10 protein-coding genes are annotated in these 15,259 nt (G+C 74.0%); 6 read left to right on the top strand and 4 right to left on the bottom strand.

Features of this window, described 5'->3' with window-relative positions; genetic code table 11:
- Positions 1 to 25 precede the first annotated feature (25 nt).
- The 4 genes from ABD126_RS04845 (at position 26) to nudC (ending at position 5,504) form a co-directional block, all read left to right on the top strand.
- A complete protein-coding gene (locus ABD126_RS04845) occupies positions 26 to 1,663 on the top strand; it encodes a DUF2207 domain-containing protein (protein ID WP_343932400.1) in 1,638 nt (545 codons plus the stop codon).
- A 201-nt stretch (positions 1,664 to 1,864) separates the two neighbouring features.
- Positions 1,865 to 3,175, top strand: coding sequence for a M16 family metallopeptidase (locus ABD126_RS04840; protein WP_343932399.1), 1,311 nt, complete (start codon positions 1,865 to 1,867; stop codon positions 3,173 to 3,175).
- Positions 3,172 to 4,560: a M16 family metallopeptidase gene (locus ABD126_RS04835; RefSeq protein WP_343932398.1), complete on the top strand. Its 1,389-nt coding sequence runs from the start codon at positions 3,172 to 3,174 to the stop codon at positions 4,558 to 4,560. The genes ABD126_RS04840 and ABD126_RS04835 overlap by 4 nt, the downstream gene beginning before the upstream one ends.
- Entirely contained in the window at positions 4,557 to 5,504 is a 948-nt protein-coding gene (nudC, locus tag ABD126_RS04830) for an NAD(+) diphosphatase (RefSeq protein ID WP_343932397.1), read from the top strand. Before ABD126_RS04835 ends, nudC begins: the two co-directional genes overlap by 4 nt.
- A gap of 87 nt (positions 5,505 to 5,591) precedes the next feature.
- Here nudC and ABD126_RS04825 read toward each other — a convergent pair whose 3' ends face one another.
- The gene (locus ABD126_RS04825; RefSeq protein ID WP_343932396.1) at positions 5,592 to 6,446 is read right to left on the bottom strand and encodes an NmrA/HSCARG family protein; all 855 of its coding nucleotides are present in this window, start codon (positions 6,444 to 6,446) and stop codon (positions 5,592 to 5,594) included.
- Positions 6,447 to 6,504: 58 nt separating this feature from the next.
- Here ABD126_RS04825 and ABD126_RS04820 point away from each other — a divergent pair, with 58 nt between their 5' ends.
- The gene (locus ABD126_RS04820) at positions 6,505 to 6,993 is read left to right on the top strand and encodes a MarR family winged helix-turn-helix transcriptional regulator (RefSeq protein ID WP_343932395.1); all 489 of its coding nucleotides are present in this window, start codon (positions 6,505 to 6,507) and stop codon (positions 6,991 to 6,993) included.
- Positions 6,994 to 7,098: 105 nt separating this feature from the next.
- Positions 7,099 to 8,286: an ROK family transcriptional regulator gene (locus tag ABD126_RS04815; protein WP_343932955.1), complete on the top strand. Its 1,188-nt coding sequence runs from the start codon at positions 7,099 to 7,101 to the stop codon at positions 8,284 to 8,286.
- Positions 8,287 to 8,448: 162 nt separating this feature from the next.
- Here ABD126_RS04815 and ABD126_RS04810 read toward each other — a convergent pair whose 3' ends face one another.
- The 3 genes from ABD126_RS04810 to ABD126_RS04800 are packed head-to-tail and all read right to left on the bottom strand — an operon-like array spanning position 8,449 to position 15,235.
- Positions 8,449 to 12,591 (bottom strand): SbcC/MukB-like Walker B domain-containing protein, encoded by a 4,143-nt coding sequence (locus ABD126_RS04810; RefSeq protein WP_343932394.1) that lies wholly within the window; start codon positions 12,589 to 12,591, stop codon positions 8,449 to 8,451.
- A complete protein-coding gene (locus ABD126_RS04805; RefSeq protein ID WP_343932393.1) occupies positions 12,588 to 13,757 on the bottom strand; it encodes a TIGR02678 family protein in 1,170 nt (389 codons plus the stop codon). The genes ABD126_RS04810 and ABD126_RS04805 overlap by 4 nt, the downstream gene beginning before the upstream one ends.
- Complete coding sequence (locus tag ABD126_RS04800; RefSeq protein ID WP_343932392.1) at positions 13,757 to 15,235, bottom strand: DUF2397 domain-containing protein; 1,479 nt, start codon at positions 15,233 to 15,235, stop codon at positions 13,757 to 13,759. Before ABD126_RS04800 ends, ABD126_RS04805 begins: the two co-directional genes overlap by 1 nt.
- Positions 15,236 to 15,259: the final 24 nt, after the last annotated feature.

Genomic DNA, 15,259 nt, shown 5'->3' with positions numbered 1-15,259 from the left:
GGTGGCTCCGCTATTCTCCGCGGCCGTGTTGAAAAACTGGGGAGCGGCGATCTTGTGCGCCGCCGCGCTGTGCACGTTCGTCGGCACGGCGGCGGCGCAGCCGAGCAGTCCCGCGGGGCTGCCCGGCACGGTCGGCGCCGACGTGCGCCTCAAGCTGGAGCGCGACGGCAGGTTGACCGTCACCGAGGTCGTCAGCGTCCCCGACGGCAAGAGCGCCAAACGCGTAGTGCCGTTGCGCATCGCCGTTGGAGACGACCGTGATCGCGTGTTCGACGTGACGGACGCCTCTGTAGAGGGCAACGGGTCGGCCACGGTCTCCGAAGGCGAACTGACCATCGCGCTGCAGTCCGGGACCTCCACCGTCAAGTACTCCGTGGTGGGCACCGTCGCCAAGATCGGTGACACGCTGGAACTGCGCTGGCAGCCCGCGAGCGGCTGGGACACCGCCCTGGACTCGGTGAAGGTCTCCGTCATCACGCCGGACGCCCCCAAATCGGTGAACTGCCTGGCCGGACCGCCCGGCACGTCCAGGCCGTGCACGTCCGCCGACCTCGGCGACGGCCGCGGCGTCCGTGCCACCGAAATCGGTCTTCCCGCAGGTGAGCGTATCGACGTGGCGGTCGGGTTGCAGGACGGTGCGGCGCCCGCGAACGCCCGCGTGGAGCAGACCTCGGGCCTGGCGGCGGCGTTCGCGCTGACCCCGGCGACCGCTATCGGCCTGGGCGGGCTGGTCGTGCTGCTGCTGGGCGGCCTGGCCCTGTTGTGGTACCTGCGCGGCCGTGACGCCCGTGCGCTCGCCAGCGAGGTCGGACCGGTGAACGTGCTGGTCACCGACCCTTCGGGGCGGGTGGCGTTCGCGTCGCCGGACGGCGTGCTGCCCGGTCAGGTCGGCACCGTGGTGGACGAGCACGTGGACGTCGTGGACGTGACCGCGACCGTCGTGGACCTCGCCGTGCGCAACTACGTGTGGATCGAGGAGGTCGGCGAGCGCGACTGGCGGTTCGTGCGCCGCAACCCGGCCGACTCCTCGCTGTCCGGTTACGAGCGCGCGGTGTACGAGGCGGTCCTGCCGGACGGTGTGGACTCCGTGCTGCTGTCGGAGCTGCGAGGCCGGCGGATAGACCTGGCGCGCGTGCGTGACGAGCTTTATGCGGACGTGGTGGCGCGTAACTGGTTCGTGCGGCGTCCGGACGCCGAGCGCAGCCTGTGGTGGTGGGTCGGGCTCGCTGTGGTGGCGCTGGGCGTCGTGGCCACGGTGGGGTTGGCGCTGATCTCCGGACCCGCGTTGTTCGGCCTGGTGGTGGCCGTCGCGGGCGTCGGGCTCGCGTTGGGCGCGCGGTGGATGCCCGCGCGGACCAAGCGCGGTGCCGCGTTGCTGGAGCACGTCCGCGGGTTGCGGGGGTACCTGCACACGGCTTCGCCCTCGGACATCCCCGAGCAGGACCGGGAGATGGTGTTCTCGCGGTCGCTTCCGTACGCGGTGGTGCTGGGCGAGACCGAGCGCTGGCTCACGACGTTCGCGGGCGGCCGGCCGGGGCTGTACTGGTTCGGGCAGGCCGACCAGTCGGCGGACCTCGGGCGGTTCGCGCAGCGGTTCCCGCACTTCGTCGGCGCCCTGGACGGGGTGCTGGCGCAGGCCGGGCACCTGCGCTCGCTGCGATGATCACCCGATCGTGATCTTGCGCTGAGTCGAACTACTGTTCGACAATCGACTCGGCCGGCCACTCGAACCGACGGGCATCGGGGCGGGTGGGCGGAGTGGTGTGGCGGGTGTCGGCCCAGTTCGCGCAGGGCTCGCGCCGGCCGGCGGTCCGGGCGGGCGACCTGCGGTCCCGGCGGGAGTGGAAACCCGTAGGCTGCGTCCATGGCGCTACCCGAACTGCACAGGTTCACGCTTCCCAACGGCCTGCGGGTGGTGCTCGCCCCAGACCCGAGCGCTCCGGTCGTCGGGGTGAGCGTGCACTACGACGTGGGATTCCGTTCGGAGCCGGAGGGCCGGACAGGGTTCGCGCACCTGTTCGAGCACCTGATGTTCCAGGGCAGCGAGAGCTTGGAGAAGCTCGCGCACTTCCGGCACGTGCAGTCCTCGGGCGGCACGTTCAACGGGTCCACGCACCCCGACTACACCGACTACTACCAGGTGCTGCCGTCCGCCGCGCTGGAGCGGGCGCTGTTCCTGGAGGCGGACCGCATGCGGGCGCCGAAGCTGACCGAGGAGAACCTGCGCAACCAGATCGACGTGGTGAAGGAGGAGATCCGGCTCAACGTGCTCAACCGGCCGTACGGCGGGTTCCCCTGGATCCTGCTGCCGCCGGTCCTGTTCCAGACGTTCCCCAACGCGCACAACGGCTACGGCGATTTCACGGACCTTGAAAACGCAACAGTGGATGATTGCGCCGCATTCTTCGACACCTATTACGCGCCGGGCAACGCGGTCCTGACCGTGGCGGGCGACTTCGCGCCCGAGGCGGCCCGCGCGCTGGTGGAGAAGCACTTCGGCGACGTGCCCGCACGGCCCGTGCCCGTGCGGCCGTCGTTCGCCGAGGCGCCGCCGAAGGGCGAGCTGCGGGCGGAGCACACGGACCAGCACGCCCCGATGCCGGCCATCGCGCTGGGTTACCGCATCCCGGACCCGGTGGCCGACGTCGAGGGGTACCTGACCTACCTGGTGCTCGCCGGTGTGCTCACCGACGGCGACGGCTCGCGGCTCCAGCAACGGCTGGTGCACCGGGACGCGATCGTGGTCGACGTCGGTGCCGGCTGCGGGCTGTTCGGCCCGCTGGAGGCGCGCGACCCGGACACGTTCAGCATCACCGCGATCCACGCGCCGGACGTCCCGTCCGAGCGGGTGATCGCGGCGGTGGACGAGGAGCTGTTGCGGGTGGCGGAGGAAGGACCTTCGGCGCAGGAACTGGCGAAGGTCACCGCGCGGTGGGTGTCCACCATGCACCGCGAGCACGACCGGTTGACCAGCCGCACCCTCGGCCTCGGCTCGGCGGAGCTGCTGTTCGGGCGGGCGGAGCTGCTGTACGAGCTGCCGGAGAAGCTGGCCGCCGTCACCACCGAGGACGTCGCCGCGGCGGCCAAGGCGCTGCGGGCGGACTCGCGGGCGGTCCTGCTGCTCAAGCCGGCGGGTCACGTGGAGAACGACGAGAACAACGGAGGTACCGAGTGAGCGCCCCGACGACGCACCGCAGCGCCGAGGAGATCGGCCGCACGGAGCGGGGGCCGCGTCCGCTGCCCGACCTGGGCGAGCAGCGGGCCGCCGCGGACCTGTCCTCGGTGGACGTCGAGCTGTCCAACGGGCTGCGGGTCATCGCGGTGCGCCGGTCGTCGGTGCCGCTGGTCGAGGTGCGGCTGCGGATCCCGTTCGCGGACCCGGCGGACTCCAGCGCCGGTTCCGCGCACGCCGCGCGGGCCGAGGTGCTGGCGAACACGATCCTGACCGGGACCGCGACGCGGAGCCGGGTGGACGTGGACACCGAGCTGGCGCTGGTCGGCGGCGAGCTGGACGCGGTGGTCGACCCGGAGCGGCTCGCGTTCTCCGGCAACTCGCTGGTGTCGGGGCTCGACACGGTCCTCGACGTGCTGCGGGACGCGCTCACCGGCGCGACCTACCCGGCGGAGGAGGTCGAGCGGGAGCGGGCCCGGCTGGTGGAGCGCATCCGGCTCGCGCGGTCGCAGCCCAACGTGATCGCGCGGGAGGCGCTGCAGCGCCACCTGTACGGCGACCACCCGTTCGCCAAGGAGATGCCCGAGGCGGAAGAGGTCGCCGAGGTCGGGCGGGAGGACGTGCTCGCGCTGCACGCGCGGGCCGTCCTGCCGCGCGGGTCCGTGCTGGTGGTGGTCGGCGACGTCGAGCCGGACGCCGCCGTGCGGGCGGTCGAGGCCGCGCTGGGCTCGTGGGTGGGCGAGGGCAGCGCGGTGTCGCTGCGCCCGCTGCCGCCGGTCCAGGGCGGTGACGTGCTGTTCGTGCCGCGCGCGGGCGCGGTCCAGTCGCAGATCCGGCTAGCCGGGCGCGGCCTGGTCCGCACCGACCCGCGCTACCCGGCGCTGCAGATCGCGAACCTGGTCTACGGCGGGTTCTTCTCCTCGCGGCTGGTGGAGAACATCCGCGAGGACAAGGGCTACACCTACAGCGCCCGCTCGCACCCGGAGTTCACGCCGGGCGGGGCGACGCTGCTGGTGGACGCCGACACGGCGAGCGAGGTCACCGCGGCGGCGCTGATGGAGACCCGGTACGAGCTGGGCCGGCTCGCGCTGGTCCCGCCGACCGAGTCCGAGGTGGACACCGCGCGGCGGTACGCCATCGGGTCGTTGCTGACCGCGACGTCGTCGCAGGGCGGGCTGGCGTCGTTCCTGGTCAACCTCGCCGGGCTCGGGCTGGACATCGAGTGGTTCACCGGGCACCCGGACCGGCTGGCGGCGGTCACCGTCGAGCAGGTGGCCGAGGTGGCGCTGGAGTTCTTCGCGCCCACCGCGTTCACCGGGGTCCTGGTGGGCGACGCCGAGCTGCTCGCGCCGCAGCTGCGCGCGCTGGGTGGTGTCACCCTGCCGTGAGCTTTGAGCTGGTGGAGCTGCCCGCCCTGTCGCGGTTCACCGTCGACCGGCGGGAACCGCTGCGCGGCGACACCGAGCGGATCGCACAGCTGTGGCCCAAGGCCAGGGCCATCACCGTGGACACGCACGGGCGGACCCTGGTCGCGGACCACGGCACGCGGCTGGTCGACCGGCCCGCCACCGACTTCGGTGACGGGCCGCCCGACACCGCCGTCCTGCTCGGCGAGCAGGACGGCGTGGCCTGGTGGGCGGTGCCCACGGCGGACGAGACCGACGTGGCCGCGCCCGCCGGCCGGGCGTGGTTCGCGCCCGAGCTGACCGACGAGCCGCAGTGGCTCGACCTGCGGGCGGTCGGCGCGTTGCTCGACGACACCGGCGCCGGCCTGTTCACCTCCGCGGTGGCCCTGTTCCACTGGCACCGGTCGGCGTCCTTCTGCGCGAAGTGCGGCGGGTCCACCGAGTCGGTGAAGTCGGGCTGGGCGCGGGTGTGCTCGCGGTGTGGCCGCGAGGAGTACCCGCGCACCGACGCGGCGGTGATCTGCCTGGTGCACGACGGCGCCGACCGGGTCTTGCTCGCGCGCGGCGAGGGCTGGCCGGCGGGCCGGTACTCCGTGCTGGCCGGGTTCGTCGAGGCCGGCGAGTCGCTGGAGGCGTGCGTGGCCCGGGAGATCGCCGAGGAGGTCGGTGTCGAGGTGACCGGCATCCGGTACCTCGGCAGCCAGCCGTGGCCGTTCCCGCGGTCGTTGATGGTCGGGTTCGAGGCGGTCGGCGACCCGGACGAGCCGCTGCGGCCGGCCGACGGTGAGATCGCGGAGGCCAAGTGGGTCACCCGGGCGGAGGTGCGCCAGGCGCTGGCGGTGCCGGGCAGTGTGCCGGACCTGCTGTTGGCGCCGGGCGCGTCGATCGCGTACCGGATGATCCAGTCGTGGGCGGCGGCGGACTAGCCGTAATCCCGGGACGCCTCCGTGCGCCTCGCCGGGTCGACCGTGCTCGGGCCTCGCGGCCGATGCGGTTGACCCGGTCGTCGCGGGTCAGAGCAGGTCCGCCCACGGGACGGTGCGCACGACGTCGGCGTACCGGCGCCAGGTGATCTCGGGCAGTTCGGCGTGCAGGGCGGGCACGTCGATGTCCGTGCCGACCTCGGTGAAGTAGCGGAACATCGCGGCGAGGTCGGCCGAGTGCCGTTCCACCACCTCCAGCGGCGGGCGGTGGTGGCGGATGGGGGTGCCGATCGCCTCGGTGAGCGCTGCCGCCATGCCCGCCGGGCTCAGGGCCTCGCCGGCGAGGTCGAGGCGGCGGCCGGTGAAGCGGTCCGGTTGTTCCAGGGCGAGGACCGCGACGGCGGCGATGTCGGCGACGGCCACCAGGTGCAGTGGCTTGTCCGACGGCAGCGGCAGGCCGAGGATGCCGCGGCGCAGGCCGTCGAGGGTCCAGTCGCCGAACTTGTCGTCGATGAACGCGGCGGGGCCTAGGACGGTCCACGGGACGTGCCCGCGCGCGAGGTGCTCTTCGATGCGCTGCTTGCTGTCGAAGTGCGGGATGCCGGTGCCGCGGTCGGCGTTGGAGGCCGACGTGAACACGATGTGGTCGACCTCGTGGGCGGCGTCGACCAAGGCGATGCCCTGCCGGGTCTCGGTGTCGGGGTCGGTGCCGAACGGGGTGGTGACCGCGAAGACCGAGCCGACGCCGTGCAGGGCCGCCTTGAGCGACGACGGGTCGTCGAAGTCGCCGTGGGCGATCTCCGCGCCGGCCGCGCGGAGTCGTTGTGCGGCCGGGCTTTCCGGGTCGCGGGTGAGGGCGCGGACGGGGTGGCCGCGGTCGAGGAGGAGTCGGGCGACGGCACCGCCCTGGGCGCCGGTCGCGCCGGTCACCAATGTCGTTTCCATGCTCAAAGGTTGTCACTGAAAATGTACCGGCGTCAAGCGAGTTGGTAGCATGGTCGGCGTGGACCGGTTCGAGCCGAGCGAGGCGCTGCTGGCGTGGCTGTACGTGCAGCAGGGGGTGGACGCCGTGCGCGTCGCGATGGGTGAGCGCGTGGAGGCGGCGGCCGGGTGTTCGCTGCTGGAGCACGAGGCGCTGTACCGGATCGACATGAACGGGCGGCTGCCGATGTCCGAGCTGTCCGACCTGCTCGCGGTGAGCCCGAGCGGGGTGACGCGGCTGGTGGAGCGGCTCGTCCGGCGCGGGTGGTTGGAGCGGTCGCAACAGCCCGAGAACCGGCGGGTGGTGTACGCGGCGCTGACCGACGAGGGCCGGCGGGTGCTCAAGGCGACCACCGCGCCCGCCTACCGGGCGGCCGTGGCGGAGGAGTTCGCGGGGACGCTCACCGAACGCGACCTCGCCGACCTGCGGCGGGTGGGGCGCAAGCTCCTTGAGGCGCACGGCAAGTGGGATGCCCAGCGGTTCGCCCCTGACCGCGGATCGGCCCCCTGACCGTGGGACCGGCTTCCTGACCGCGGGACCGGTCCCCTGCTCCGGGTCGTTCCGGGCGATCGCCATGACGAACCGTCGCCACTGGGCTTGGATGAGGGGGTGACGGTGCACCGCAAGCTGACCGTGCGCGACCTGCGCGCCGGGAACCGGGCGCGGGTGTTGCGCGCGCTGTACTTCGACCAGCCGCGCAGCCGGCAGGAACTCGCCGGGATCACCGGGTTGAGCCAGGCGTCGGTCAGCAACGTCGTCGGTGAGCTGATCGGCGACGGGGTCGTGGTGGAGGCCGGGCAGGTCGACTCGGACGGCGGTCGGCCCCGGGTGTTGTTGCGGGTCAACCCGTCCTTCGCGGCCGTGGTCGGGGTGGACGTCGGGGAGACGCACGTGCTGGTCGAGGTGTTCGACCTGACGTTGCGGCGGCTGGCGATGGCGACCTTTCCGATGGACCCCGGCGCGTACCCGGCGGACGAGGTCGCGCGCCAGGTGCTCGCCGGGCTGGCCACGTGCCTGGCGGAGGCCGGGGTGGACGACGTGCTCGGGGTCGGGGTCGGGCTGCCGGGGCTGGTCGAGCAGGGGGTCGTCTACACGCAGACGGTCGGGTGGCACGGGGTGCCGTTCGAGCGGATGTTGCGCGAGGGCACCGACCTGCCGCTCTACCTGGACAACGGGGCCAACACGCTCGGGCAGGCCGAGTCCTGGTTCGGCGCCGGGCGGGGGACGGACGACGTGGTCGTCGCGCTGATCGGGTCCGGGGTCGGCGCGAGCGTCATCGCCGGTGGGGTGCCCTACCGCGGGGTGTCCGGTGGCGCGGGGGAGTGGGGGCACACGACCGTCGCGCTGGACGGTCGGGCCTGCCGGTGCGGTGCGGCCGGGTGCCTGGAGGCCTACATCGGGGCGGCGGGGGTTGTGGAGCGGTACCGGGCGCTGGAGGACGGGGTGCCCGTCGAGCAGGAGGAGGCGTTGCGGGCGTTGGTCGGCAGCGACTCGCCGGCGGCGCGGGAGGTGCTGGCGGAGACCGCGCGGTTCGCCGGGGTGGGCATCGGGAACCTGATCAACCTGTTCAACCCGTCGCTGGTGGTGCTCGGCGGGTGGGCCGGGTTGCTGCTCGGGGAGCGGTTGCTGGACGAGATCCGGGCCGAGGCCGCGACCCACGCGTTGCGGCGGCCGTTCGAGCAGGTGTCGATCACGCTGTGCGAGCTGGGGCCCGAGTCGGTGGCGCTCGGGGCCGCCACGCTGCCGGTCGCCGACCTGCTCGCGTCCGGCGGGGTGAAGCGGGTCGCCGGCCGGGTCGGCTGACACACGGGGACGGCGCGGGGTCGCCCGGCCGGCTCGCGGGTGCGGCGTGTACCGGCCGTGTGCACCGGCCCGGCTCGCGGGTGCGGCGTGTGCCGGCCGTGTGCACCGGCTGGCTTGCGGTGGGCGCGGCCGGTGCTCGGGGCGGGTGTCGTCCCGCTGGGGTCAGGGGTCGACGCGGTCCAGGGCCGCGCCGTCCCACGTGGTCTGGGTGCAGGCCACGCCGCGGCCGTTCTTGGGGCGCAGCACGTCGTAGATGTGCATCCGGGGGATCTTGTCCGACACGCCCCAGCCGCTGGGCCACGTGATGACCCAGTCCATGTCCAGGTCCACCAGCAGACCGAGCATGCGCGCGATGGTCGGGTCGTCCAGCCGCTCGAACGCCTCGTCCAGCAGCACCAGGCGCAGGGGCGCGAAGTCGCCGGTCACCGCGTCGTAGAACGACGCCGCCGCCGCGAACAGGGTCACGTACGAGATCAGGCGCGTCTCGCCCGACGACAGCTGCCGCAGCCGCCGCTCGCGGGGGTTGCCGTCGGGACCGGTGTCGGCCACGGTCACCGTGAACTGGTGCCACGTCCGGTAGTCCAGCGCGCGGGACAGGATCTCGGCGTAGCTGCCCGAGTGCGAGTCGCGCTCGGCCTCGATCCGCTCGGTGAACACCCGCCGGAGCACGGCGTCCTGCTCCGGGTCGCGGTCCGCGTAGGGCAGGCGGACCAGGGCCAGCGCGTCGCGCGTCTCCTCCTCCAGCGCCGCTGAGGGCTTCCACGCGAGCTTCACGTGGACGCCCTGCGACGACCGCGCCCGCCCGAGCACCTCGTTCATCCGCCGGCACAGGTCCTCGGCCACGGCGATCTGCCCGCGCAGCCACTCGGCGAGGTCGCGGATGAGGTAGTCGGCGAAGATGTTCTGGTAGCGCTCGTCCAGGAACCCGCGCTGCTCGGCCAGCTTCGCGGTCACCTGTCGGGCGGCCACCGCGACCGGTCGCGCGCCCTCCTCGCCGGTCACGGTCACCGTCAGCAGGCCCTCGTGCTGCTCGGCCGCGATGTCGTGGCTGCCCGCCAACGCCGTCTGCAACGCCTGGAGCTTGGTGATCACCGTCGCCTCGCCCGCGCCGCGCCGGTCGGACATGGTCAGCGCCGCCCGCACCGACTCGACGTCCTCCGGCACGTCGGGCAGCGCCGCCACCAGCACGCCGGGTGCGGCGATGGTGGCCTTGAACTGCTCCACCGCCCGCACCCGCGCGTCCTGCGCCGCCGTCAGCTGCTCGGCGGCGGTGTCGAGCTGGGCGGACAGCTTCGCCGCCTGCTCGCGGGCCGACGCGACCCGCTCCCGGACGCCCTTCAGCTCGTCGCGCATCTCCCGGCGCGACCGCTCCAACGTGGACAGTTGGGTGGCGATCTCCTTGGCCTCGCCGCCGATCGCGTCGGTCAGCTCGGCCAACGTGCCTGCCTGGGTCGCGTAGTCCACGCACCGCGCCTCGGCGTCGGCCTCGGCGGCCACCCGGTCCTCGACGGCCGCGTGGTAGCGGTGGCCGGCGTCGGTGAGGTCGGCGAGGGTCGCGCGGCACTGGCGGCGCAGCACGTCGCCGAGCCGGTCGGCGGTGCGCTGGGCCTCGGCGGCGGCGTCCTGGGCCTGGCGCAGGCCCTCGGTGGTGGCGGGCAGGCCCGCGTCCCCGGCCTGGCGCACGACCTCGGCGTGCGCCGCTTCACCGCGGACCTGGGCGGACTCCAGTTCGGCGCGCAGTTCCGCGGCGCGCTTGGCGGCGCGGTCGGCGGACTCCTGCGCGGCCTGCAGGCGGCCGTGCTTGGCGACCAGGGTGCGGTCGGTGGGGAGGCGGTCCAGGTGCGCTTCCCACCGCTCGACCAGGCTGCGCGCGGCGGCCAGGTCGGCCTCGGCGGTGCCCAGGTCGGTCCGGAGGGCGGACAGCTCGTCCTCCAGCTCGGCGATCCGGCGGCGGCGGGCGGCTTCGCGGGCGCCGGCGCCGATGAACTCGGCCGCGTCCTTGTGCCACGAGCCGGTCAGCACGCCGGCGCTCCACCGGCCGTCGGCCGTCACGGCGAACGGGCCGTCGGCGGGGGACAGGGACACCGACGCCAGCAGGGACGCCACGACCTCCGCGGGCACCGGCGAGCTGGGCTCCACGGCCGGCACGAGCACCGACGCGAGGGACGGACCGGGCACCGGCTCGCGCGGCACGGCGACGACATCCCCGCCCGTCGGCCCGTCGGCACCGTCGCCCGCCGCGCCGGCGCCGCTGTCCAATGCCGGGCCGGCGTCGCTGTCCACTGCCGAGCCGGTGTCGCTCGGTGCCGGGCCGGTGGCGGCGCTCGTGACCGTGCCGGAGGCGGTGACCCAGGCGTTGAGCAGGCCCGACGCCTCCAGTGCCGCCTCCAGGCCGGCGCGGTCGGCCTCGGGCACCTCGGGGGCGAAGTCGACCAGGCGGTAGAACGGCGAGCCCGCCGCCGGGTCGCGTTCGGCGACCGCGAACCGGGCCCGCTCGGGCACCCGGGCCGTGCCGGAGCGCAGGCCCGCGAGTTCGGCGTCCAGGGCGTCGATGGTGGCGTGCAGTTCGGCACGTCGGGCGGTGGCGGCGTGGGCGGTGTCGCGGGCCGCCGCGACCAGCGGGCCGACCCACTCGCGGGCGGCGGAGGTGACCTTGCGGGCCGCTGAGGGATCGACCGTGGTCGGGTCGACCGTCGTCGGCAGGGGCAGGTCGTCGGCGGGGCGGGCGGGGCCCGAGTCCTGCCAGGCACGCACGTCCTCCAGCCAGGACAAGGCGACCTCGGCCAGCTCCTGGGCCTCCCGGTTGCGCAGCGCCGCCGCCTCGGTCGCCGCCTGCTGGGCGTCGCGGGCGGTCTGGCGGAGGGTGTCCACCTTGCGCTGCCCGGCCTCCAGCTCCTCGGCCTGCCGGTGCAGGGCCAGGGCCAGGGCGCCGCGCCGGCGGGCCAGGGAGGCGATCTCGCCGGTGCGGTCGGCGGCGGACAGGTCGAGGTCGGCCACCGGCGGCGGCACGCGGCGTTCGATGGGCAGCGGCCCGGCCTCGGGGTCCGGCTTGGCCCGCACGGACTCGGTGCGCACCTCCGCCTCCGGCACCGGCACCCGCGGCACGTCCGGGACCAGCGCCGGGTCCAGGCCGGCCACGCGCAGGTGGTGGCGCAGGGGCTCGACCAGCTCGTCGGCCGCGGACAGGTCGTCGGCCAGGCGGCGCAGCAGGCGGAGCACGCCGTCGACCGCGCCGTCCTCCTGCGACCGCTGCTTGCTCGCCATCTCCAGGGCGGCGATCGCCGAGGACCGCTTCTCCGCCACCAGCTTCTCGCGCGTCTGCAGGTCCTGGAGGTCGCGGAACGCGGGCAGCTCCTTCAGCGCCCCGATGGTCTCCTCGGCCTGCTGCTCACCGGACTCCAACGCCTCCAGCGACGCCTCGGCGGCGGCCCGTTCGGCCAGGGTTTCGGTCAGCGACGCGGACAACTTCGCCGACGCCCGCTCCAGCTTGCGCACCGAGTCCTCGGCCGACCCCAACCGCTCGGCCGACGCCCGCAGGCCACCGAAGGCGTAGTCGGAGTACGTCTTGAGGAACGTCCCGAGCGCCGCGTCCGCCGACGACAGCCGCACGATGTTCTCCCGGATCGACTCCAGGTCGTCGAACGACGTCGCCAGCTGCTCCACCATCGCCTGGTCCAGCGGCGGCAAGGCGTCGGACAGGATCTGCTCCAGCTGCCCCTCCAAGACCTTCAACCCGACGTCGGGGTTGCGCAGGGTCCGCTGGAGGTGCAGCAGGTCGCCGTACCGGGCGGCGGGCACGCCGTACACCGTCTCGGCGATCTTCGCCCGGAACGCGGCCTCCTCCAGCACGCAGTCCGCGCCGATCAGGTCCCGCAGCTGCGCCGGTCCCAGCGGCGTCCGCTCCGCGCCCACCAGGGTCAGGTCGTGCCCGACCCGGCGGGCGGTGACGAACCGCCACGAGTCCGTGATCGCCTGGGAGGTCTTGGACGCCTTCACCCCCAACCCGCAGGTCAGGAACTCGTCGTCACCGCGCACCAGCTCGACCCACGCGTACCCGATCCGGTTGGGGCCGCCGTCGTAGTCGTCGAGCATGAGCCGGCGCAGCGACACCGTGTCGAAGCCCTTGGAGCCGACCTGCCGCAGGTCGCCGTCCAGGCACAGCGGCAGCAGCAGTTCCAGCGTGCGCGACTTGCCGGACCCGTTGGTGCCCTGGAAGATCGCGCGGCCACCGGAGAAGTCGAACGTCTGCTCGGTGTACTGCCAGATGTTGACGATGCCGCCGCGGTGCAGCCGCCACCTGTTCACACGCTCTCCTCATCGAACAACGACCAGCTCGGCACCTCGGGGACGGCCACCGGTCGCTCCACTTCGCGTTCCGGGTCGCCGTCGGGTTGCGGCAGCCACCGGTGGGCGGCGGCGTTGACCAGCCAACCGTCCTCTGTGGACACCGCGAGACCCATGCGCCGCAGCAGTTCCAGCACCTCGTCCGCCAACCGCTCCAGGTCGTCGGTGAACTGCTTCGACCACGCCGCCGGGTAGTCCTCCACCAGCTCGCCGCACACCTCAAGCAGCCGGTCCCGCGCGACGGGGTGCCGCCCGTCCGCGCGGGGTTCCCCCGACAACAGCTCGGGCAGCGCCAGCAACGCCAACCGCGCCACCGTAGAGGTGCCGGGGAAGTACAGGTCGGTCAGGTAGTCCTCGGGGTCGGCCGCCAGCACGCCCTCGGACCGGCTCTCGGTGTAGAGCCCGAACGACGTCTCCAGCAGCACGGACTCCTTGCGCTGGTTGCGCCGCAACCACTCCGCCTGCTCCGGCGGCAGGTCCGCGTACAGCACCACCGGGTTCTCCACGAGCTTGCGCCGCACCGCGTGCTCCACCCCGCGCGGGCCGGGCCGGGCCGCCAGCTCCACCAGCCGCTCCGGCGACGACGCCTCGCCCACCGGACCGGTCAGCAACTGGCCCAGCAGGTCGGTGTCCACGGTGATCAGCGCCTCGGTCTGCATGTCGACCGTGCCCTCGGTCTCGTGCAGCACGCCCAGCGACACCAGGTGCCGCAGCGCCGCCGTCAGCGCCCGCCGGTCCACGACGTCGTCGACGACCTCCAGACCCGCCTCCACCGCCGCCGCCCGCACGTCCGCGACCAGCCGGGACAGCAGGGTCTGCCGACCGATGCCGATCAGCACGGCCATGGTCAGCGCCACGTAGGCGTACCCGCGCGGGGACAGGCCCAGCACGCCGCGCGAGTCGTCCTCGCCGGGACCGGCCTTGTAGAGCCGGGCGAACCGCCGTTCCACCACCAGCCGGTAGCCCAGCAGCCGCGCGAACAGGTCCTGGAGCGCGAACCGGTGCCGGTACACCAGGGCCACCAGCTCGCCGTCCGGCCCGTCGGCGCGCAGCAGGGGCCGCCGCAGCAGGGTCCGCGCGCAGCGGACGACGTTGGCGGCGTCGATGTCGGAGAGGTCGTCGAACATCAGTCGAGCACCAGCGTCGAGTCGTGGAGGGTCAGCGTCCCGCCGTGCGCGCGGACCACGGCCGACTGGCCGGGCGCGTGCGCCACGGTCACGCGCAGGCCGCGCACCGGGTCCGTGGCCGACCCGGAGTCCGAAGCGGTGTCGCGTTGCGCCATCGCCAGGGTCAGCAGCTCGCACAGCACGCCCAGCGCTTCGCCGGACAGCGTCGTGGTGGCCAGCCGGGGCGCGGCGGCGGACAGTTCGGCCACCGACGCCGCGCGCCGCTCGTCGGCCTCGCGCGCCTCGGCGAGCAGGGACTGCTCGGTCATCGGGTCGTCCAGGATGCGCGAGGTCTTGCCGCGGCCCGCCCGGTCGGCGCGGCTGCGCACGCTCACCGTCACGTCCACCACCGGGCCGTCCCGCCACGGGGTGCGCTCGTTGTCGCTGTCGTGCTCGGGCGCCGGGGACAGGTGCCGCGCGGAGTGCAGGCCGAACGCCGCCGCGTACAGGGTGTGGGCCTGCGACCGGGTGCCCGCGTCGAACCAGGCGGCGAGTTTGAGCAGGTCCGCGCGCCGGGACGGCAGCAGCCCGCCGCCGGACGTGGCCCGTTTCACGCTGGCCAGCAGCGACCCGATGGCCCGTGCGGTCGCCTCGCGCAGCGCGGTGACCTGGCTGGGACGGCCGGGCCGGTCGACGAACCAGTCGGTCAGCTCCTGCCAGTCCGCGTCGGTGCGCCCGCGCGCCCGCTCCACCCGGTCGCCCAGGTCGGCGCGGCCCAGCAGGCGCAGCAGTTCGCCGCGGGCGCCGGTCAACCGGGACAGGGCGTCGGCGATGGCGGGCGTGTGCCGCAGCACGTCCTCCACGACCATCTGGATGTACTCGACCAGCAGGTTGCGGAAGCCGGAGATCTCCTCGGGCGCCAGGTGGTGGCGGGTCACGACCTGCCCCAGGTAGGCGTAGAAGTCGCGGACCGTGGCGGCCAGCTCGGCGTGCTGGAGGAACAGCGTGGTCACCTGCTCGGCCAGCACCTCGCGCGGGCGGCGGCCCTCGCTCATCAGCGCCTCGGACAGCGTGCGCCCCAACGCGCCCAGACCGCGTTCGACGGCCGGCAGCAGCTCCCGGGACACCTCCCGCGCGCCCTCGGGCACCCGCAGCAGCTCGTCCACGTCCCGCTGCACCCGCACGGCCAGCTTGGACACCTGGTAGCGCACGCTGCCGTGCTGGAACTCCGCGATGCTGGAGGCCACCACCTCGCGCCGCCCCTGCACCAGGTTGCCCCACTCGACCAGCTGCTTGAGCCGGTTGATCACGTTCTCGATGCGCGACTCGCCCGGTTCGACCCGGCCCTCCCGCTCCGCCCCGGCCAGCGCGCCGGCGACCTCGCCCGCGGACAGGTCGGCCAGCAGCGTGGACGTGAACAGCCGCATGATCGCCAGGTAGGTGCGCTGGTGATCACGGGCGTCCAGGTACGCGTAGAGCTTCAGACGGGCCGGTTCCACGGGAGGCACCCTAATGCGGGGCAC

The organism is Saccharothrix mutabilis subsp. mutabilis, from assembly GCF_039521145.1.
Lineage (GTDB): Bacteria > Actinomycetota > Actinomycetes > Mycobacteriales > Pseudonocardiaceae > Actinosynnema > Actinosynnema mutabilis.
The sequence above is the reverse complement of the archived record's forward strand: the minus strand, read 5'-3'. Positions and strand labels throughout refer to the sequence as shown.

What these genes read in the sequence shown, in the direction of transcription:
- ABD126_RS04840 (WP_343932399.1), top strand. Translation starts at nt 1,865, where the DNA reads ATGGCGCTACCCGAACTGCACAGGTTCACGCTTCCCAACGGCCTGCGG.
- ABD126_RS04805 (WP_343932393.1), bottom strand. Translation starts at nt 13,757, where the DNA reads ATGTTCGACGACCTCTCCGACATCGACGCCGCCAACGTCGTCCGCTGC.
- ABD126_RS04825 (WP_343932396.1), bottom strand. Translation starts at nt 6,446, where the DNA reads ATGGAAACGACATTGGTGACCGGCGCGACCGGCGCCCAGGGCGGTGCC.